The sequence below is a fragment of the Burkholderia sp. HI2761 genome, assembly GCF_002223355.1.
In the GTDB taxonomy this organism is placed as follows: Bacteria; Pseudomonadota; Gammaproteobacteria; order Burkholderiales; family Burkholderiaceae; genus Burkholderia.
Map to the genome: position 1 here is coordinate 302,822 of NZ_NKFN01000004.1, position 20,759 is coordinate 323,580.

A 20,759-nucleotide genomic window follows, 5' to 3' on the forward strand; every position below is an offset into this window, starting at 1 on the left:
AATCCATGTCACGGGAATGCCCGAAATCGCCCGTATGGCGGCGTCGCTCGTCGCTTGTTTGGCGCGGCCAAACGGCGCTCCTCACTCCTTGCCCTACGCGCGATTTCGGGCATTCGCATGCGCGTTCCATATGTAAACAGACCCTAGTGACGCGTAACCTTACCGCAGCCGCGCGTTGCCGTGCGTGATACCGGCCATCACGCGCGGCCCTTCGGCAGCGTGCTGATCCGCTTGACCTCGCGCGATTCGAGCCAGTTCGGCGTGCGCGCGCAGTACAGCACCATCGGCAGCGCGTCCTCGCCCCAGAACAGCTGCTTGTTCATCCAGAAGGTGGGCACGCCGAACACGCCGAGCGCGATCGCGTCGGCCGTGTTGCGGGTCAGCTGCGCGGCGGTTTCCTCGAATTCGATCAGCTCGTCGCCGTGTCCGACGCCGACGCGTTCGCACAGCGCCGCGAAGCCTTCCGGCGTCGACGGATCGTTACCTTCGCGCCAGATGAAGCGGAACATTTCCAGTACCGTCACGATATCGGCGCGCAGCGCGATCGCGAGGCGCAGGACCTTGTCGGAATCGAACGGATGCGCGGGCGGCATCTTGAAGCGGATGCCGAGCTGTTCCGCGCGAAACAGCGCATGCCGGTACGTGAACACGCGCTTGGCCGGCACGTCGGCGCTCGGGCGCTGGCCCCAGTGGCGGTGCAGGTCGGGCAGCGAGACGGCGACGGGGTTGAACGGCACGTCCGGCCATTTGTCGTGCTGTTCGAGCAGCAGATACGAGAACGGCGACACGAAGTCGAAGAACCAGGCGGGTTGGGCGGTATCGAGGCCGGTTGTCATGTCGTTCTCCAGAAGGTGGGGCGTGCGGCGCCTGGCGGCGGCCTCCATGTTACGCGGCGGCGCGCGCATGCAGCAATGATCGCGGATCGTTCGCTCACGCGGAACCGGGAGTCGCCCGGGGGGCGTCGCCGGCCGGCGGCGGGTCGGTTTCCGCGCGTGCCGGCGGATGGCCGGCGCCGGGCGGGCCCGCCGGCGTATCGTGGTCGTGCGCGGTGAGCCGTTCGCGCACGAAGCCGATGTGCTCGCGCAGCACGTAGAACTGCCCGGCGTAGGCGAGCGGCATCTTCATCCGGTTCACGGCTTCCTCGATGTCGTCGAGCTCGTCGAGCAGCTTGACGCGCTCGTCGGCCGTATGCTCGCCGAGCGCGCTGCGCTCGAGCGCGATCAGCGCGCCGTACCAGCGGTAGATGCGCGAGCGCACGCGCCAGCCGTACAGCGAGGGGACGAGCCGCAGCCCGGGGATCAGCACGACGATCAGCGGCACGACCACGACCAGCAGCCGGTCGACGAGGCTCGCGACCCAGAACGGCATCCGTCGGTACAGGAAGGTCTTGCCCGACTTGTAGTAGCGCGCGGCGTCGTCGGACAGCGGGAAGCCGCGCGTGACGGACGACGGGAATTCGCCCGCGTGCTGCAGGATCGTCGCGTGGCCGTGCACTTCGCGCGCGGCCTCGATCAGCAGGTCGGACAGCGCGGGGTGCAGCGAGTCGCGCGCGACGAGTTCGATCGTCGGCGCGACCGTGTGGATGTCGGCGGGCGGCAGGTTGCGGCCGAGATCGTAGACGCCCATCGGCAGCGTGATCGCGGTCAGGTACGGAAAGCGCCGCGCATACGCCTCGGCCTGCGTGAACGAGTACACGTGCACGCCCGGCGCGCGGAACAGCTTCGCCATGACCGGGATCTGCGTCGAGTCGCCGGACAGGAAGGCGGCGTCGATCTTGCCGTCGAGCAGCGCGGTCGCGGCGTCCTCGCCGGCGGTCGGCAGGAGCTCGGTCGCGCCGCCCGGCACGATGCCGTTCATCTTCAGCAGCGCGAGGCTCAGCTCGCGCGCGCCGCTGCCTTCCGCGCCGAGCGCGAGCCGCTTGCCCTTGAACTCGGACAGGCGCGCGACGACCGGGCCTCGGTACATGATCGCGAGCGGCACGTAGCCGATGCTGCCGAGCGACACGAGATGCTCGTCGCGCTCCTTCGGGCCGATGCCGCTCTGCACGAAGCCGACGTCGACCGGCGCGTTCGGGTTCGACAGCCGCGCGAGGTTCTGCGCGGAACCTTCTGACGATTGAACGTCGAGCGTGACGCCGTTTTTCGCGAGGATCGTCTTGTATTTCTGGGCGGCGTTCCAGTATGTGCTGCCGGGCGGCCCGGACGAAATCACGAGCGTGGACGGCGGCGCCGGCTGGATCAGCTTCACCGCGAGCCAGACGGCCGCGCCGGCGAGCAGCACGGTCGGGCCGATCGACAGCGCGAGGTCGCGCCACGACACCGCGACGAAGCGGGCGAGGATGCGGCGCGGCGGGCGAGGGCGGGCAGGCTTCATGGGATCGGCGGATGACGCTGGCGTGACGCATCGGTGACGGTCGTCACCGGACGACACGGATGCTCGCGGCGATGGTACCCGGTTTCGGCGCGTATGCGCGAGTCGCGCAGGGATTGCGCGGCGGCACGGCGACACGGCGGCGGCGGGCCCCGTCGCGTCAAAAGCTTTGCGCTTCCGCGGGCGCTGGATTACATTGTGCGACGCAGCCGCGCCCGAATCGCGCGCGACCCGGCACGTCATGAGACCGGGCGCGTCCGGCCGGCGGCTGTCCGGCCCGGCCGGCCCGCTTTCGCGTGCGCCGGCCGCCGGCCCGTGACGCCTCTCTCGTATCGCCGTGGAAAACACCGGCTGTCCCGCCCGTTCGCGCGCGGGCCGGCTGTTTTTGGGGGTATCCGGCCGTACTGTGCACGGCCGTTCCGAAGTGATAAGGAGATAGCATGAAGTCGATCGTGTTGAGAGCGTTGGGTGTCGCCGCCGTGGCGGCCTGTCTGTCGGGCAGCGTGTATGCGCAGTCGAGCGACGCAGCGGCAACGGAAGCGCCGTCGGCCGCTACGAGCGCGCCGAAGGCCGCCGCGAAAACCGCGAAGAAGGCGAACCGCAAGCTCGGCTACGCGGTGCGCAAGGCCATTACGAAGGCAGGCGGCATCGACGTGGCGAACCTCGTCGTGCGTTCGAAGGGCGGCGCGATCTCGCTGGAGGGCACGGTGCCCGACCAGGCACAGATCGACAAGGCGGAAGAGGCAGCCAAGAGCGTGAAGGGCGTGACGTCGGTCACGAACAAGCTGACGGTTCAGCAGCAGTAACGCCGGGCGGCGGCGCGCGAGCGCCGCATGCGCCCGTTTCCAGGCGGGCCCCATGCCGGGGCCCGTTTGCGCTTCAGAAGCCGAACGCCGCGCGCGGCGCGGCGGCGGACCGATAACGATATCGAGGGGGCGGCGATGACGAAGCTCGGGTGGGGCAGGCGGGTGGTGTGTGGGGCGGCGCTGGCCGCGATCGCGATGCTCGGCGCCTGCAACGGCGACGAGTCGGCCGAGCGCAACCGGTTGCCCGGCTTCGTGTCCGGCAGCGTACGCACGACGGCCTACGACGGCGCGAGCGACGACCTGCTGACGGCCGGCCTCGGCAAGACGGGCCTCGCCGCGGCGAGTGCGCCCGGCTTCGCGAACCCGTCGCGGCCGACGAGCGCCGAATTGCGTCGCCTCGCCATCTGGTCGAACTACCGCGCGCTCGTCGACATGAGCGCGAACGGCGGCTACGGCCGCTTCTGGGGGCCGAACGTCGACCTCGACGGCAACGATACGCTCGGCGAAGGCAAGATTCCCGGCACCGAATATCTCGCGTATGCCGACGACGGCAGCGGCACCAGGAACGTGACGCTGCTCGTGCAGGTGCCCGCCAGCTTCGATCCCGCGCAGCCCTGCATCGTCACCGCGACGTCGTCCGGCTCGCGCGGCGTGTACGGCGCGATTTCCGCGGCCGGCGAGTGGGCGCTCAAGCGCGGTTGCGCAGTGGCCTACAACGACAAGGGCGGCGGCAACGGCGCGCACGAGCTCGGCTCCGACACCGTCACGCTGATCGACGGCACGCTTGCCAACGCGGTGCTGGCCGGCACCGCGAGCCTGTTTACCGCGAACGTGACGAGCGGCGATCTCGCCGCGTTCAACGGCCGCTTCCCGAACCGCTATGCGTTCAAGCACGCGCATTCGCAGCAGAATCCCGAGCAGGACTGGGGGCGCGTGACGCTGCAGTCGGTCGAGTTCGCATACTGGGCGCTCAACGAGCAGTTCGGACCGCTGATCGACGGCGCGCGTCGCGGCGTGCGCTATCGCGCGGGCGACATCACGACGATCGCCGCGTCGGTGAGCAACGGCGGCGGCGCGTCGCTCGCGGCGGCCGAGCAGGACAGCCGCGGCTGGATTACCGCGGTCGTGGTCGGCGAGCCGCAGATCAACGTGCGGATGGCGCCGAATGCGATCGTGCGCATGGGCGGCCAGCCGGTGCCGTCGTTCGGCCGGCCGCTGGCCGATTACGCGACGCTCGCGAACCTGCTGGAACCGTGCGCGGCCGCATCGGCGTCGCTGGCCGGCGCGCCGTACCTGAGCGCGCTGCCGGCCGCGACCACGCAGTCGATCCGCACGCAGCGCTGCGCGACGCTCGCCGCGGCCGGGCTGGTGGCGGGCGCCGACACGCAGAGCCAGGCGGCCGACGCGCTCGCGCAGCTCCATGCGGCCGGCTATCTGGCCGATTCCGACCTGCTGCAGGCGCCGATGTGGGATTCGCAGGCGATTCCCGCGATCGCGGTCACCTATGCGAACGCGTACACGCGCTCGCGCGTGACCGACAACCTGTGCAACTTCAGCTTCGCGACGACGAACCCGGCGACCGGCGCGGTCGCGGCCCCCGCCGCGTCGCCGATGCCGGCCGTGTTCGGCGCCGGCAACGGCGTGCCGCCGACGGCCGGCATCAGTCTCGTGTTCAACAACGGCGCGGGCGTCGATCACCGGCTCGCGACGCCCGATGCAAGCTTCGCGGGCGCGCTGTGCCTGCGCCAGCTGTGGACGAACGGGATGCTCGGCATGCCCGCGAACGTCGACGCGGTGCGCGTGAACGCGAACCTGCACGGCAAGCCGGCGATCATCGTGCAGGGCCGCAGCGACGCGCTCGTGCCCGTGAACCACGCGTCGCGCGCGTACGTCGCGCAGAACGGCATCAGCGAAGCCGGGCGCAGCCAGCTGGTGTTCTACGAAGTGACGAACGGCCAGCATTTCGACGCCTTCCTGTCGGTTCCGGGCTTCGACACGCGCTTCGTGCCGGTTCACTACTACAACGTGCAGGCGCTGAATCTGATGTGGAAGCACTTGAAGGGCGGTGCGCCGCTGCCGCCGTCGCAGGTGATCCGCACGGTGCCGCGCGGCGGTACGCCGGGCGCCGCGCCCGCGCTGACGAGCGCGAACCTGCCGCCGATCTCGACCGCGCCGGGCGCGAACGCGATTTCCGCCGGCGTCGGCACGATCGACGTGCCGCTCTGACGGCGGCCGTTGCGCCGCCTCCGACAAAGCCGGACAGCCGTCCGGCTTTTTTTGCGTCGTCTGGAATCGGTCCCGCACTGCCTTTTATCCGAATGACGAGCGCTGTAACAAATTATTACTTTACGGCCATAAATCCGGAACCTAATATGCGCCGGTATTTTCACTTAATTTAATAAATTCCAGATACGAGAATATTCCTTTCCATTTAGTTAATCGATCCTTTCGATTTTATTCAATCGGTTCGAGCCGCGGTTGATCGCCGTTTCGCGATTAATCGGTATCTCGCCGACGGGGATCGTTCGTCTGTTCGAAGTGGAGGCGCCTTGACGGGCGGGCTTCTCGTGGCGTCTCTTTGTCGCCGATTTTGTGCGCATGCGAATTCGCGAAATGCATTCGTATTGCTGGAACCGTTGAATTGTCGTTTGCAATGGAATTGATTCCATTGTGCGGTTGCAAAAAAACATGGGTGGGGTAAATCGTGCCGATCGGTATTTGCCGATCCGGTAAAAAACTCGGAGTGCGTCGCATAACGAATGCATTCCCGGTGCGGAGCGCCGGCGCAAATGATCCTTTGCGACCGGCGGTATTTATCGTTCTGTTCGAGAGGCAATAATGACGACACGCAAGTCCTTGAAAGACGGTTTCGCGCTATTCGGAACGACCTTGAGCATACCGCTCGCCGCGGCAGCGGCCGCGGCGCTGCTCGTCACGGGGTGCGGCGGCGACGACGGGCCGAGCCCGAGCGCGGCGGCCGCCACCGCGGCCGCGACGACCAGCGGCAGCACGTCGGTCAACACCGACGCAACGGCTGCCGCCGCGGCCGACCAGCCGTACGTCGACACCGACGTGTACGGCACCGGGCCGAACGACGCGGTCACGGATTCGACCGAAGGCGCCGCAGTCGTGCACCGCCAGGTCACGATCGGCGGCAAGACGATCAAGTACACGGCCACCACGGGCCACCTGACGACGATCGATCCGATCACGTCGGCGCCGAACGCGAAGATGTTCTACGTCGCGTACACGCAGGACAATCCCGACCCGTCGAAGCCGCGCCCGGTCACGTTCTTCTACAACGGCGGCCCCGGTTCGTCGTCGGTCTACCTGCTGCTCGGCTCGTACGGGCCGAAGCGCCTGCAGTCGTCGTTCCCGAACTTCACGCCGCCCGCGCCGTACAAGCTGCTCGACAACCCGGACAGCCTGCTCGACCGCACCGATATCGTGTTCATCAACCCGGTCGGTACCGGTTACTCGACGGCGATCGCGCCGGCGAAGAACAAGGATTTCTGGGGCACCGACCAGGACGCGCGCTCGATCGACCGCTTCATCCAGCGCTACCTGACCAAGTACTCGCGCTGGAATTCGCCGAAGTTCCTGTACGGCGAGTCGTACGGCACCGCGCGCAGCGCGGTCGTGTCGTGGGTGCTGCACGAGGACGGCATCGACCTGAACGGGATCACGCTGCAGTCGTCGATCCTCGACTACGCGAACGCGCTGTCGGCGCCGGGCACGTTCCCGACGCTCGCGGCCGATGCGTTCTACTGGAAGAAGACGACGGTCAACCCGACGCCGACCGATCTCGACGCGTACATGGTCCAGGCCCGCAACTACGCGGACAACACGCTCGCGCCGCTCGCGCAGAAGCCGAACCCGCAGGACGGCGGCTTCGTGAACGTGCGGCTGAACCTGAACCTGCAGACCGCGCAGCAGATGGGTTCGTACATCGGCACGGACCCGACGTCGCTGATCCAGACCTTCGGCAACCCGGCCGCGCTCGGCAACGTGCCGTCGTCGGACGACAACCCGCCGTACACGTTCTTCCTGACGCTCGTGCCGGGCACGCAGATCGGCCAGTACGACGGTCGCGCGAACTTCACGGGCAAGGGCATCGCGCCGTACATCCTGCCGAACTCGGGCAGCAACGATCCGTCGATCACGAACGTCGGCGGCGCGTACACGGTGCTGTGGAACAGCTACATCAACACCGACCTCAAGTACACGTCGACGTCGTCGTTCGTGGACCTGAACGACCAGGTCTTCAACAACTGGGACTTCAGCCACACGGACCCGACCGGCGCGAACAAGGGCGGCGGCAATACGCTGTACACGGCCGGCGACCTGGCGTCGACGATGAGCGTGAACCCGGACCTGAAGGTGCTGTCGGCGAACGGCTATTTCGACGCCGTCACGCCGTTCCACCAGACGGAGCTGACGCTCGCGCAGATGCCGCTCGATCCGACGCTCAAGGCGCAGAACCTGACGATCAAGAACTACCCGTCGGGCCACATGATCTACCTGAACGACGCGTCGCGGACCGCGCTGAAGGGCGATCTCGCCAACTTCTACGACGGCATCCTCGCGAACCGCACCGCGTTGCAGCGCGTGCTGAAGCTGCAGGCGCGCACGCAGCAGATGAAGCAGCAGAAACTGCAGCAGCAGGGGCAGTAAGCGCCGCGGGCGGCTCGCGCCGCCCCGGATGGACGACAGCCCGATCGGCGCAGGCCGGTCGGGCTGTTTTTCTTGTGCGGCGAGCGATGGGTGGGCACCTCATGCGCCGGACGGGAAGGGGCGTAACCGCGGAGGAAAGGGCGGCCCGGCCGCTTACGCCAGCACGAGCCGCACGCCGACCGCGACCAAGGTCGCGGCGAGCAGGTTGCGCAGCAGCCGTTCTGGCGCGCGCGCCGACAGCAGGCTGCCGAGCACGATGCCGGGCAGCGAACCGAGCAGCAGCGACAGCAGCATCGACCAGTCGACCGAGCCGAGCAGCCAGTGACCCATGCCCGCGACCAGCGTGAGCGGCACGGCATGCGCGATGTCGGAACCGACGATGCGGGTCGTCGCGAGCGCCGGATACAGCAGCAGGAGCACGGTCACGCCGATCGCGCCGGCGCCGACCGACGTCATCGACACGAGCACGCCGAGCACGGCGCCCGTCAGCACGGTCGACCACAGTGTGCGCGCGGGGCTCGGCGCGAGCGGGTTGCGTGCGGCGAATGCGGTCAGCTGCGGGCGGAAGATCAGCGCGAGCGACGTGAGCAGCAGCGCAACGCCGAGCACGAGCTGGATCATCCGCGCGGTGCCCGGCGTGTTCATCCCGTGCGTGTGCAGCCACCACAGCGTGAGCGCGGCGGCCGGCACGCTGCCCGCCGCGAGCCGGCCCGTGATGCGCCAGTCGATCGAACCTTTCAGGCCGTGGACGAGCGTGCCGGTGGCCTTGGTCGCAGCCGCGTACAGCAGGTCGGTGCCGACTGCCGTCGCGGGGTGGACGCCGAACAGCAGCACGAGAATCGGCGTCATCAACGAACCGCCGCCGACGCCCGTGAGGCCCACGAGAATGCCGACGAACAGGCCGGACAGGGAGTACAGCAGATCGATATGGGGAAGCGACATCGGAGGCAGGCGGTTATGCAGCGTTCGGCGGCGGCGCGCGGCCGCGGCGCGCGCATCAAAGTCCGCCATTGTCGCAAAAGTGGCGCGTCAATGTACGACTGCGTTAAAAATCGGCCGGGAGAGGGCGCCCGGCGGCCGCCGGCGGAGATGAAACGGGCGTTTGAGCAGGGGGCGGCGTGAACGGTATGACGACCGGGGCGCGTACGCCGCGCGTCCGGTGCGCACAAAAAAGGGCGCGACACTGCGCGCCCCGATTCGATGCCGGTTCCCGTTCGGCTGCCGACGGTCAGTGCATCGCGGGCCCGGCGCCTTCGACCGCGCGTGGCGGCCGGATCCGCAGCGCGAAACCGATCAGCGCGGCCACGGCCGCAAACGCCGCGCCGAACGCGAATGCCGCGCGGTAGCCGCCGTTCAGCGCGTCGAGCGGCGCGGCTTGCGCCGCCGCGAGCGCGTCGGTGCGGGCGCCGGCGAGACTTGCGAGGACCGCGAGCCCGAGCGCGCCGCCCATCATGAAGGCGGTGTTGACGATGCCCGACGCGAGCCCGGAATCGGCCGGTTCGACGTCGCTCATCGCGGCGAGCAGCACCGGATTGAACGCGACGCCCGCGCCAATGCCGAGCAGCGTCATGCCGGGCAGCACGTGCCACACGAAACCGCCGTCGACCGGCGCGCGTGAGAACAGCGCGAGGCCGCAGGCCGCGATCACGAGGCCGGCGGCGATCGGGCCGCGGATTCCGAAGCGCATCACGATGCGCGCCGACAGTCCGAGCGAGAACGCGGCCATGATCAGGTTCGCCGGCAGGAACGCGAGGCCGACCTGCAGCGGCCCGTAGCCGAGCACGCGCTGCATGTACAGCGCGGACAGGAAGAACCACGCGAACATCGCGGCCGCCCACAGCACGGCGATCGCGTTCGCGAGCGCGACGTTGCGCGCGGCGAACAGCGTGAGCGGCATCAACGGATGCGCGGCGCGCGACTCGATCGCGATGAACAGCACGAGCAGCGCGACGGCCGCGCCGATCAGCGCGACGGTCTGCGTCGACAGCCAGCCGGCCTCGTTGCCGCCGACGATGCCGTAGACGGCCAGCATCAGCGACGCGGTCACGGTGATCGCGCCGGCGACGTCGAGCCGTGCGGTGCCCACCGGCATACGCATGCGCGGCAGCAGCGCGACGCACATCGCATAGACGGCGACGCCGATCGGCAGGTTGACGAGGAAGATCCAGTGCCACGACAGCGAGCTCGTCAGCAGCCCGCCGAGCAGGACGCCGATGCTGCCGCCGCCCGCGCACACGAAGCCGTAGACGCCCATCGCGCGTGCGCGTTCGCCGGGTTCCGTGAAGAGGTTCATGATCAGCGACAGCGAGACGGCCGACACGACCGCGCCGCCGAACCCCTGCACCGCGCGCGCGGCGATCAGCATCGCCTGCGATTGCGCGAGGCCGCAGGCGAGCGACGCGAGCGTGAATACGACGAGGCCCGCGAGGAACATGCGCCGCTGGCCGTACAGGTCGCCGAGCCGGCCGCCGAGCAGCAGGCAGCCGCCGAACGTCAGCAGGTAGGCATTGACGACCCACACGAGGGCCGTTTCGGTGAAGTGGAGATCGGTGCTGATCGACGGCAGCGCGACGTTTACGATCGTGCTGTCGAGCACGATCATCAGCACGCCGAGACAGAGCACGATCAGCGCGTACCAGCGCTTCTCGCCGTGAATCCCGTGGGTCATGGGCCTGCAGCCTTCTGATAGTTATCTGAAAGGATGCATTGTAGACGTCGGCGGCGCGGGCTTCCTGCCGGTTTGTGGCAGGAGCGTCGCGTAGTGGCGCGTGCGGCTGCGGCGTGCGTGCAGCTGGACGAGTGTTACGACCGAGCCGGCAGTTCGCAGCCGTCGGGGCCGCAGGCGGCCGCATCGTCGTCGCCGGGTTCGACGATGCCGTCGCGCCACGCCTGATCGAGCGCCTGCGCGAACGCGTCGGCCGGCTGCGCGCCCGACACCGCGTAGCGGCCGCCGAACACGAACAGCGGCACGCCGCGGCCGCCGATCTGTGCTGCGCGCGCGATGTCGGCTTCGACTTCTTCGCGATACGCGTCGCTGCGCAGCACGGCTTCGACGGCCGAGCGCTCGAGCCCTGCTTCGACCGCAAACCCGGTCAGCGCCGCATGATCGAACAGCGAGCCGTGCTCGCAGAAATAGGCGCGATAGAGCCGCTCGGTCAGCGCGTGCGCGCGGCCCGACGCTTGCGCGAGCTTCACGAGCCGGTGGCCGTCGAGCGTGTCGCCGACGAGCGTGCCGGGCAGGTCGTAGCGCAGCCCGACGCTCGCGGCCGCATCGGTCACCTGGCGCAGCAACTGGTCGACCTGCGCGGGCGCCATCCGGTATTTGCCTGCCAGCATCGCCTCGACCGGCTCGACGGGTTGGCCGGGCATCAGCCGGTACGCACGCAGCGTGACGTCGACGCGATCGGCGTGCGCGAACGCGGCCAGCGCCTCGTCGAAGCGGCGCTTGCCGATCCAGCACCACGGACAGATCAGGTCGGACCAGATCTCGACGGTCAGGGTCGGGCGGGCAGTCGGGGCGGGAGCGGTCGTCATGGGCGGTCCGGGCGGCAAAAAGTGTAACCGAGACTATATCACTTTATTTTTCGACGTTTCGCCGCCCGCGGAATGGTGCGGAAGGGGCTGCGCCCGCGTGTCGCGAAGCTTGGGCGCGGAACCGGCGGCCCGATACCGGTGACCGGACTACCGTGACTGCGCCCGCCACGTCGCGCTCACGCGTCGCCCTGCGTTTCCTTCAGGTGCTTGAGGTGCTTGTAGACCGTCGCGCGCCCCATCCCGAGCACGTTCGCGACGTAGTTCGCCGCGCTCTTGCCGCGGAACGCGCCTTCCGCGTACAGCGCCTCGACGAGTTCGCGCCGGTGCTCGCGCGTGAGCCCGTTCAGCCCGACCTGCCGCTCGCGCAGCCAGCCGTGCAGGAACGTGTTGATGCGCTCCTGCCAGTCGTCGCGGAACAGCTCGTCGGGCTGCGCGACGACGCCCGCGCCCTTGATGAACAAGTCGAGCGTCGAGCGCACCTCGTCGAACACGGCGATGTTGAAGTTGATGCACATCATCCCGGCCGGCCGGCCTTCGTCGTCGAACAGCACGTTGCTGACGCAGCGCATCCGCCGGCCGTCCCAGTTCAGCTTCTCGTACGGGCCGATCACGCGCTCGCGCGCCGAATGATCGATTTCCTCGAGCGCGGAATCGTCGCCGACCTCGCGCTTGGACAGGTTGTTCGCGAGATACAGCACGGTCTGGTCGTGCAGGTCGTGGATCACGACTTCCGCGTACGGGAAGAACAGTGCGGCGATACCGTCGGCGATCGGCGCATAGCGGGTGAGCAGCAGGTCTTTGACGGGAGATTTCTTCTTGCGCATCGGTATCGCGATCTCGGGTGGGCGGGAGCCGGGCAGCGGGTCGGGCCGGCGAGCCGGCGCACCGTTGGCCGGCATGCCCGTGCGCCCGCGCGCGGCCGCCGCGGCGGTTGCGCCATTGTATCGGCCCCGCGCTCGCGTGCCGCTCATGCGCGCGTCAGATGCGTGTACAGCGCGTGCGCGATCGCGATGTCCTCGAGCCCGAGGCCGATCGAGCGGAACAACGCGTGACGCGTGCGCGACGGCGCCGCGCAGGTGCCGGCGACGAGCGCGGGCAGGTCGCCGACGATCCGGCCGGCATCCCAGCCGTGCTCGGCCGCCGCGATCTGCATCTCGCCGGCGCTCGCGGGCGTCGTGTGCCGGTAGTCGCAGTAGACGTCCATGTCCGGCAGCCACGCGGGCGGGATTTCGTGCGCGCGCGCGACGTTGGTGCTGATCGACGTGACGAGCGCGGGGCGCGTGAGCATCCCGTCGCCGAGCACGGGCGTGCCCGACGACGTGCACAGCATCACCACGTCCGCGTCGCGCACGCAGGCTTCGACGCTCGCCGCCGCGTGCGCGCGCGGGTCGAGCGCGGCGAGGCTCGCCTGCAGCGCCGCGTCGCCCGCCAGCGCGGGCGAGTACACGCGGATCGTGTCCCAGTCGCGCAGCGCCGCCGTGTGCTTGAGGTGCGCGAGGCCGACCGCGCCCGCGCCGACGATCGCGAGCCGGCGCGCGTCGCGCGGCGCGAGGCAGTCGACCGCGAGCGCGGTCGTGCCGGCCGTGCGTTCGACGGTCAGCAGCCCCGCGTCGCACCACATCAGCGGCTGGCCGGTTTGCATCGACATCAGCGCGGTCCAGGCGGTGACGATCGGTCTCCCGTCGGGTGTCCCGCCGGGTTTGCCGGCCGTCACGATGTACGGCGACAGCTTCGCGCCGAACACCTGCTCGTCGGCGAGCGCGCCGAGATACGTGATGAAGTCGCCGGCCTGGCCGGGAAACAGCGTGAGCGTCTGCGGCGGCTGCACGGCGCGCGCCGCGGCGAGCGACGCGAACATGCGGCGCAGCGTGCCGAGCACGTCGAGCGAAGGCAGCGCCGCGCGCACCGCGGCTTCGTCGACGGTCAGCGGCGGGGTGGGGACGGTTTGCGTCATGGGGAGCATCTCCGGTTCGGGCTGGACGGAAAGTCTCGAAAGACGGCGTCCAGCGATGTTCGTTATGGACGAAAAGTCTAATATAGACAAACGAAATCGGGAGAATTTTTCTTTTCGAGACGTTGTGTCGTTGCCGGATTCATGAAAAACGCCATGGAATCAAGGGTGTTGGGCGTGAGAGACGAAATCTCGACGTCGAGCGACGGGGCGACATCCTCGTATCCCCTATAGTCCATAGTAGACTTTAAGTCTATATTTCGGGGTGCGGGATCCGACACATCGCCAGGTGGCTAGCTGCCTCGGATGCCGCACCGCCGCCCGGTCGAGGGCGTCGGGCGACCGATCTCCAGCCTCAATCCAGAACAGAAGGACCGTCATGAACTGGAAACTTTCCCTCTGCGCCGCTGCGGCGCTCGCGTGCGCGGCCGTCACGGCCCATGCGGAACAGACCACGTTGCGCTTCGGGATCGAAGCCGCCTATCCGCCGTTCGAGAGCAAGACGCCGGCCGGTCAGTTGCAGGGTTTCGACGTCGACATCGGCAACGCGGTGTGCGCGAAACTGAACATGAAATGCGTGTGGGTCGAGAATTCGTTCGACGGGCTGATCCCGGCGCTGCAGGCGCGCAAGTTCGACGCGATCAACTCGGCGATGAACATCACCGTGAAGCGCAAGCAAAGCATCGACTTCACGCCGGCGATCTACGTGGTGCCGATCGTGATGGTGGCGAAGCATGGCTCGCCGCTGAAGCCCGACGTCGCGAGCCTGCGCGGCAAGCACGTCGGCGTGCTGCAGGGTTCGTCGCAGGAGGATTTCCTGAAGGCGCACTGGGCCAATGCGGGGGTGGCCGTCGTGTCGTACCCGGATCAGGACCAGATCTACGCCGATCTCGTCGCGGGGCGTCTCGACGCGGCCGTGCAGGAAGCGCAGACCGCGCAGGACGGGTTCCTCGACAAGCCGGCCGGCCGCGACTACCAGATCGTCGGCGAGCCGCTGAAGGATCCGGCGACGCTCGGCGAAGGCACCGGTTTCGGGATGCGCAAGAACGACAAGGCGCTGCAGGCGAAGATCGTCGGCGCGCTCGACGCACTGAAGCAGGACGGCACGCTGAGCGCGCTGTCGCGGAAGTACTTCAAGCGCGACATCATCGCGAAGTAAGCGCCGCCGCGCGCCGGCCGCGGGGCTGGGCGCACGGCGCATCCAATCTCGACGCAGTGCGGGGGAATATGGATTTCGACGTCATCGTTCTGGGGGCCGGCATCGTCGGCGTGTCGTCGGCGCTGCATCTGCAGGATCGCGGGCTGCGCGTCGCGCTCGTCGACCGGCGCGCGCCCGGCGAGGAAACCAGCCACGGCAATGCGGGGCTGATCGAGCGCTCGTCGGTCGTGCCGTATGCGTTTCCGCGCCGGCTCGGCACGCTGCTGCGCTACGCGCGCAACCGTTCGGTCGATCTCTATTGGGACTACAAGGCGCTGCCCGAGTATGCAGGCTGGCTCGCCCGCTTCTGGCGCGAATCGTCGCCGCAGCGGCTCGCGGCCGCCGCGCGCGACATGCTGCCGCTCGTCGCGGCGAGCGTCGTCGAGCACGATGCGCTGCTCGCGCGCACCGACGCGCAGCCGCTCGTCCACGACGGCGGATGGATCGAGGCGTTTCGTTCGCCCGCGCTGTTCGATGCGGAAGCGCGCGCGCAGCAGCGCGTGGCCGACGCCCACGGGCTGCGGATGTCGGTGCTCGACGCGCGTGCGCTGCGCGCGCGCGAGCCCGGTATCGGCGGTGCATTCTGCGGCGCGTTCCACTGGCAGGACCCGAAGACCGTATCGAGCCCGGGCGGACTGACCAAGGCCTATGCGCGGTTGTTCCAGCGCGACGGCGGCACGTTCGTGCGCGGCGACGCGACGACGCTCGTGCAGGTGGATGACGGTTGGCAGGTCGGGTCCGAACATGGGCCGATCTCGGCACGCTCGGCCGTGGTCGCGCTCGGGCCGTGGTCCGATCATGTGTTCGCGCCGCTCGGCTACCGGATTCCGCTGCGCGCGAAGCGCGGCTATCACATGCATTACCTGCCGACGCGCGCGCCGCTGAACGTCCCCGTGTGCGATACCGAGGAAGGCTTCGTCGTCGCGCCGATGGAGGGTGGCCGCCTGCGGCTCACGACCGGCGTCGAGATCGCGCCGCGCGGCGCGCCGCCGACCGGCGTGCAACTCGCACGCGCCGAACCGCTGGCGCGCGACGCGTTCGGCATCGGCGAGCGGCTCGATCCGGAGCCCTGGCTCGGGATGCGGCCGTGCACGCCCGACATGCGCCCGGTGATCGGGCCCGCGCCGCGTCACCGTCATTTGTGGTTCGCGTTCGGCCACTGCCATCACGGGCTCACGCTCGGGCCCGCGACCGGCCGCCTGCTCGCCGAAATGATGACGGGCGCGCCGACCTATATCGATCCCCGTCCGTACCGGCCCGCGCGCTTCGGTTGAACCCGCGGCGCGCAGAGGCGGTTTCGGCCATCGGCACGTGCCGGTGGCAATACGTATTCTTCACAGTGTTTCATTCTGCTGTCCGGATTATCGAAATCCACGCAATCGGAAATGATCTGCGTAATCGATAAGAAAGAAAATCGCGCGATAAAATAAAATCAGCAAATTAGCGATTTATCAATGCATTTTCATATTGCTGAAATGCGTAATGGTCAGCGGTTGTGACGGTATAGGGTCCCATCGCGGGCGCGCGTTCAGGCGTTACGTGGAATGTACCGGAACACGTTACCGCGGGGCTCGCAAACGTTACGTTACATCCGCGTTCCGAAAGCCTTTTTCATCAGACGATTCCGTCTCCCAATCCTCGAATTTCGCCTGAAATCGATTAAAAAAGCGTTATTGACGCTCAATACCCAGACGAATCAATCCGTTTTCGGAATTGGCACGCTTCGTGCAATCCGTCCCCATGCTTTGTCAACGTAGTGCCAACCGAGATGGGGAAAATAACGATGGGACAGAATTTCAAATTGACGGGTGTGGCGCTGTCGGTCGCGACGGTGTTCGGGGTGCTGGCTTCGGGTTCCGCGATGGCGGGGGCCCTCGATTCGCTGCCGATCCCGCAAGTGATCGTCAATCCGCCGACGAACAGTGTGTCGGTGGGGCTGGCCGCGACGGGGACGTCGCCGTTGGGCTCCGTCACCGTGACGGCGGGCGGGTCGGGCGCGATCCAGACGTCGCTTGGCGAGCCGGGGCAAGTGCTGTCGGGCGCCGTGGGGGCGGTGACGAGCGCACTGGGCGGTGGCGGCACGGTGCAGCCGCTCGCGCCGGTTCAGGGCGTGGTGAATCAGGTGACGGGCGCCTTGACCGGCGGCAACCCGGCGGGTGCATTGACCGGTGCGCTGAACACGGCAACCGGCACGCTGAGCAACGCGCTCGGCACGGCCACGGGCGCACTGGGCGGTATCGGCGGTGGTTCGAACCCGCTGGCGCCGGTTCAAGGTGTGGTGAATCAGGTGACGGGTGCGCTTGGTGGCGGTAACCCGGCAGGTGCGTTGACGGGGGCAATCGGTACGGTGACCGGCTCACTGGGTGGTATCGGTGGCGGCGCGAGTCCGCTGGCGCCGGTTCAGGGCGTGGTGAATCAAGTGACGGGCGCCTTGAGCGGCGGCAACCCGGCGGGTGCACTGACGGGTGCGCTGAACACGGCGACGGGCACGCTGAGCAACGCGCTCGGCACGGCCACGGGCGCATTGGGCGGCGTTGGCGGAGGCAATCCGGCCGGTGCATTGACCGGTGCGCTCGGCACGGTGACGGGTGCCTTGGGCGGCGTCGGCGGCGGCAATCCGGCAGGCGCATTGACCGGCGCGCTCGGTACGGTAACGGGTGCCTTGGGCGGCGTTGGCGGTGGCAACCCGGCCGGCGCGTTGACCGGTGCACTCGGCACGGTGACGGGTGCCCTGGGCGGCGTTGGTGGCGGCAACCCGGCCGGTGCATTGACCGGCGCGCTCGGCACGGTGACGGGTGCCCTGGGCGGCGTTGGCGGCGGCAACCCCGCAGGCGCATTGACCGGTGCACTCGGCACGGTGACGGGCGCCTTGGGCGGCGTTGGCGGTGGCAACCCCGCAGGCGCGTTGACCGGCGCACTCGGCACGGTAACCGGCGCTCTGGGCAACCTCGGCGGCGGCGCGAACCCCATCGCCCCGATCCAGAACGTCGTGAATCAGGTCACGGGCACGCTCGGCAGCGGCAACCCGGCCGGCGCACTGAGCAACGCGGTCAACACGATCACGGGCACGCTCGGCAACGTCGGTGGCGCAGGGAGCCCGCTCGCGCCGGTACAGGGTGCCGTCACGCAGCTCGCCGGCACGCTCGGCAACGGCGATCCCGCCGGTGCGCTGACGAACGCGCTGAACTCGGTGACGGGCGCGCTCAGCGGCGCGAACCCGCTGGCGCCGGTGCAGGGCGTCGTGAACCAGGTCGTCGGCACGCTGTCGGGTGCCGGCGGCGGCAGCCCGATCACGCCGATCACGAACCTCGTCAATGGCCTGCAGAACGCGCTGCCGGGCGGCAATCCGGCCGGCGCGCTGACCGGCGCACTCGGCTCGGTGACGGGCGCGCTCGGCAATCTCGGCGGGACGAACCCGCTGGCGCCGGTGCAAGGCGTCGTGAACCAGGTGGTCGGCACGCTCGGCGGCAGCAATCCGGCCGGCACGCTGAGCAACGCGGTCGGGACGGCCACGAGCGCCCTCGGCAACGCGGTCGGCTCGGTGGCGGGCGCGCTCGGCGCACTGGGCGGCACGAGCCCGCTGGCGCCGGTGCAGGGTGTCGTGAACCAGGTCGTCGGTACGCTCGGCAGCGGCAATCCGGCCGGGGCACTGACGGGCGCGCTGAACTCGGTGACGGGCGCCCTCGGCAACCTCGGCGGTTCCAACCCGCTGGCGCCGGTGCAAGGCGTCGTGAACCAGGTGGTCGGCACGCTGTCCGGCGCCGCCGGCAACAGTCCGATCGCGCCGATCACGAACCTCGTGAGCGGCCTGACGGGCGGCGGCAACCCGGCCGGCGCGCTGACCGGCGCGCTCGGTTCGGTGACGGGCGCACTCGCGTCCGGTCCGGCGGCGCTCGGCCAGGCGGCCGGCGCGCTGTCGGGTGCGGGCGGTTCGGCGGCAGCGGCAGGCGGCAGCCTGCTCGGCTCGGGCGCGAATGCGGCCGGCGGCACGGCGGGCGCGGTCGGTTCGCTGCTGACGACGGGTGCCAACTCGACGGCGACGGTCGTCAATGCGGTCGGCACGTCGGTGGGCACGGTGCTCGGCTCCTCGCCGAGCCTGTCGGTGACGCCGCATTCCGGCAACAGCTCGCCGAACAACCCGCTCGCACCGGTGACGACGCTGCTCCAGTCGCTGACCGGCGCACTGCCGAGGTAACCGGCCGAAACCGCACGACGGCGTCGCATCGGCCGTCGTGCGAAATGGTCGTGCAATACGGGCCAGGCAACACGGATCGCGCAACGCGGCATGACATCGCTGTCATGCCGCGTTGTCATTTCGGGCTTCCCGTTTTCTTTCGTCGCATGAATGATCGCCGCCGCTGTTTGCGGCGCGGCATGGTATGGCATGGAATAACCGGCCGTCGCCGTCCGTTTACATACCGAGTTCCGGCACGGCCGGCCGGAGGGATAATGATCGCGACGCAGCCGATCGCCCCGTCCGGCGGCCGCCATGTCGCGACACGACGCCAAGGAGAACGGGAATGAAACGGATGCTTTTCGCCGCTGCGCTGACGGCGGCGCTCGTGCGGCCGGCCGCCGCGGAACCGCCGCAGGCCGCCGACGGGAAACTGGTCGACGAAGCGCACATGACGCTGTACGTGTTCGATCGCGACGCGCCGGGCAAGAGCATGTGCGACAGCGCGTGCGCAGCCAACTGGCCGCCCGCGCTTGCCGACGCGTACGACAAGGCGTCGGGTGCGCTGAGTCTCGTCGCCCGCGACGACGGCAAAAAGCAATGGGCGTACCGCGGCCGCCCGCTGTATCGCTGGAAGATGGACCACAAGGCCGGCGACGCGGGAGGCGACGGCGTCGGCGGCATGTGGCACGTTGCGCGGCCGTGATCGCGCGGCGACGCGCGAGGCGCCCCGATGAGCTATGAATCGGACCTGCTGGTGTGGCTTCCGCATCTCACGCGCTATGCGCGTGCGCTGACGGGCGAGCGCGCGTGGGCCGACGATCTCGTGCAGGACACGCTCGAGCGTGCGCTGAACCGGCCCCCGCGCGACTGCGGCAACCTGCGCGCGTGGCTGCTGACGCTGTTGCGGCACCGCTTCATCGACCAGTTGCGCGCGCGGCACGAGATCGCGGTCGACGACGCCACCGTGCCGTGGCAGACGATGGCCGCGCCGGCCGGCGAGGTCGGCGGGCTGGAGTTGCGCGACGTGCAGCGCGCGCTGTACCGGCTGCCGGTCGAACAGCGTGAGGTGCTGCTGCTGGTCGCGCTCGAGGAGTTGAGCTATCGCGATGCCGCGCAGGTGCTCGGCGTGCCGATGGGCACGGTGATGTCGCGACTCGCGCGGGCGCGTGCGCAGATGCGCGCCTTGCTGTCGGACGGGCCGTCGGTGCACGGCACGCCCACGTTACGGGTGATCGGGAAGCCATGATGGACGATCCGCGCAAGCCTTCGAACCAGCGGGACGACGATGCATCGGCGCAACTGCTGTCCGCGCTGCTGGACGGCGAGTTGTCCGGGGACGAGCGCCGCGAGATGCTCGAACGCCTGCAGTCCGATCCGCGGGAAGCCGAACGCTTCGCGCATTACCGCGCGCAGCGCGATGCGCTGAAGGCGCTGTTTCCGTTGCCGGCGGCCGCGCCCGCGTTGTTCGTGCAGCGCCGCGCGCCGCGCTGGCGCGCCGTCGCGCATGCGTTCGCGGGGCTCGCGGCGGGGCTGCTGATCGGTGTCGCGCTGCATGCGGGCTGGGCGGCGTTCGGCCGCGAACCGGCGTTCGCCGCGCGCGCCGATGTCGCATACGCCGTGTATGCCGCCGACCGCGAGCATCCGGTGGAAGTCGGTGCGGCCGATCCCGCGCGTCTCGCCGCGTGGCTGTCGGCGCGCGTCGGCCGGCCGGTGCGCGCACCGTCGCTCGACGAATACGGTTACGCGCTGCTGGGCGGCCGGGTGCTGCCCGGCGACGCGGGGCCGGCCGCCCAGCTCATGTACCAGCGCGCGGACGGCGCGCGCGTGACGCTGTACATGACCGCATACGATACGCGGCGCCTCGCGCCGCAGGCGATGTCGGCCGACGGCCGCTACACGTATTTCTGGTCGGATCGCGGCATGGGTTATGCGCTGTCCGGCCGCGGCGACGAACGGCGTCTGCGCGAGCTCGCGATCGACGCATGCGGGGCGCTGGGCGGCCCGACCGACGCATGGAAGGGATGACGCGCGGCGCTCGCAGGGAGCAGG

The 20,759-nt window shown here is 69.1% G+C and carries 16 protein-coding genes; 9 read left to right on the forward strand and 7 right to left on the reverse strand.

The features are described from left to right. Positions 1–197: 197 nt before the first annotated feature. Positions 198–836, reverse strand: a complete 639-nt coding sequence (locus CFB46_RS07990; protein WP_027783679.1) for a 2-hydroxychromene-2-carboxylate isomerase — start codon at positions 834–836, stop codon at positions 198–200. A gap of 94 nt (positions 837–930) precedes the next feature. After that, on the reverse strand, positions 931–2,373 hold the full coding sequence (locus tag CFB46_RS07995; RefSeq protein WP_089499695.1) for a TAXI family TRAP transporter solute-binding subunit: 1,443 nt from the start codon (positions 2,371–2,373) through the stop codon (positions 931–933). Positions 2,374–2,810: 437 nt separating this feature from the next. Here CFB46_RS07995 and CFB46_RS08000 point away from each other — a divergent pair, with 437 nt between their 5' ends. The 3 genes from CFB46_RS08000 to CFB46_RS08015 all read left to right on the forward strand — a co-directional run bounded on the left by CFB46_RS08000 (position 2,811) and on the right by CFB46_RS08015 (position 7,850). Beyond that, positions 2,811–3,176: a BON domain-containing protein gene (locus tag CFB46_RS08000; protein ID WP_027783681.1), complete on the forward strand. Its 366-nt coding sequence runs from the start codon at positions 2,811–2,813 to the stop codon at positions 3,174–3,176. 135 nt (positions 3,177–3,311) lie between these two features. Then, positions 3,312–5,402 (forward strand): D-(-)-3-hydroxybutyrate oligomer hydrolase, encoded by a 2,091-nt coding sequence (locus CFB46_RS08005; protein ID WP_089499696.1) that lies wholly within the window; start codon positions 3,312–3,314, stop codon positions 5,400–5,402. A gap of 612 nt (positions 5,403–6,014) precedes the next feature. After that, a complete protein-coding gene (locus CFB46_RS08015) occupies positions 6,015–7,850 on the forward strand; it encodes a S10 family peptidase (protein WP_089499697.1) in 1,836 nt (611 codons plus the stop codon). Positions 7,851–8,003: 153 nt separating this feature from the next. On the opposite strand, the gene CFB46_RS08020 is transcribed toward CFB46_RS08015, so the two are convergent. The 5 genes from CFB46_RS08020 to CFB46_RS08040 all read right to left on the reverse strand — a co-directional run bounded on the left by CFB46_RS08020 (position 8,004) and on the right by CFB46_RS08040 (position 13,338). Further along, complete coding sequence (locus tag CFB46_RS08020; protein ID WP_027783684.1) at positions 8,004–8,792, reverse strand: sulfite exporter TauE/SafE family protein; 789 nt, start codon at positions 8,790–8,792, stop codon at positions 8,004–8,006. 286 nt (positions 8,793–9,078) lie between these two features. Continuing rightward, the gene (locus tag CFB46_RS08025; protein WP_089499698.1) at positions 9,079–10,518 is read right to left on the reverse strand and encodes a DHA2 family efflux MFS transporter permease subunit; all 1,440 of its coding nucleotides are present in this window, start codon (positions 10,516–10,518) and stop codon (positions 9,079–9,081) included. A 134-nt stretch (positions 10,519–10,652) separates the two neighbouring features. Continuing rightward, the gene (locus CFB46_RS08030; RefSeq protein WP_089499699.1) at positions 10,653–11,384 is read right to left on the reverse strand and encodes a DsbA family oxidoreductase; all 732 of its coding nucleotides are present in this window, start codon (positions 11,382–11,384) and stop codon (positions 10,653–10,655) included. Between the two features lie 176 nt (positions 11,385–11,560). Continuing rightward, positions 11,561–12,355 carry a helix-turn-helix transcriptional regulator gene (locus CFB46_RS08035; protein WP_027783687.1) on the reverse strand — a complete coding sequence of 265 codons (795 nt, stop codon included), beginning with the start codon at positions 12,353–12,355 and terminating at the stop codon, positions 11,561–11,563. Then, on the reverse strand, positions 12,352–13,338 hold the full coding sequence (locus CFB46_RS08040) for an ornithine cyclodeaminase family protein (RefSeq protein WP_089500374.1): 987 nt from the start codon (positions 13,336–13,338) through the stop codon (positions 12,352–12,354). The genes CFB46_RS08035 and CFB46_RS08040 overlap by 4 nt, the downstream gene beginning before the upstream one ends. A gap of 376 nt (positions 13,339–13,714) precedes the next feature. Here CFB46_RS08040 and CFB46_RS08045 point away from each other — a divergent pair, with 376 nt between their 5' ends. From CFB46_RS08045 to CFB46_RS08075, 6 genes are all read left to right on the forward strand, one after another. Further along, complete coding sequence (locus tag CFB46_RS08045; protein WP_089499700.1) at positions 13,715–14,494, forward strand: ABC transporter substrate-binding protein; 780 nt, start codon at positions 13,715–13,717, stop codon at positions 14,492–14,494. Between the two features lie 68 nt (positions 14,495–14,562). After that, positions 14,563–15,807, forward strand: a complete 1,245-nt coding sequence (locus tag CFB46_RS08050) for an NAD(P)/FAD-dependent oxidoreductase (RefSeq protein WP_089499701.1) — start codon at positions 14,563–14,565, stop codon at positions 15,805–15,807. Positions 15,808–16,316: 509 nt separating this feature from the next. After that, entirely contained in the window at positions 16,317–18,728 is a 2,412-nt protein-coding gene (locus CFB46_RS08060) for a beta strand repeat-containing protein (RefSeq protein WP_089499702.1), read from the forward strand. 325 nt (positions 18,729–19,053) lie between these two features. Continuing rightward, a complete protein-coding gene (locus CFB46_RS08065; RefSeq protein WP_027783692.1) occupies positions 19,054–19,413 on the forward strand; it encodes a COG4315 family predicted lipoprotein in 360 nt (119 codons plus the stop codon). 27 nt (positions 19,414–19,440) lie between these two features. Further along, positions 19,441–19,956: a sigma-70 family RNA polymerase sigma factor gene (locus tag CFB46_RS08070; protein WP_089499703.1), complete on the forward strand. Its 516-nt coding sequence runs from the start codon at positions 19,441–19,443 to the stop codon at positions 19,954–19,956. Continuing rightward, positions 19,953–20,735: an anti-sigma factor family protein gene (locus CFB46_RS08075; RefSeq protein ID WP_089499704.1), complete on the forward strand. Its 783-nt coding sequence runs from the start codon at positions 19,953–19,955 to the stop codon at positions 20,733–20,735. The genes CFB46_RS08070 and CFB46_RS08075 overlap by 4 nt, the downstream gene beginning before the upstream one ends. Positions 20,736–20,759 lie beyond the last annotated feature (24 nt).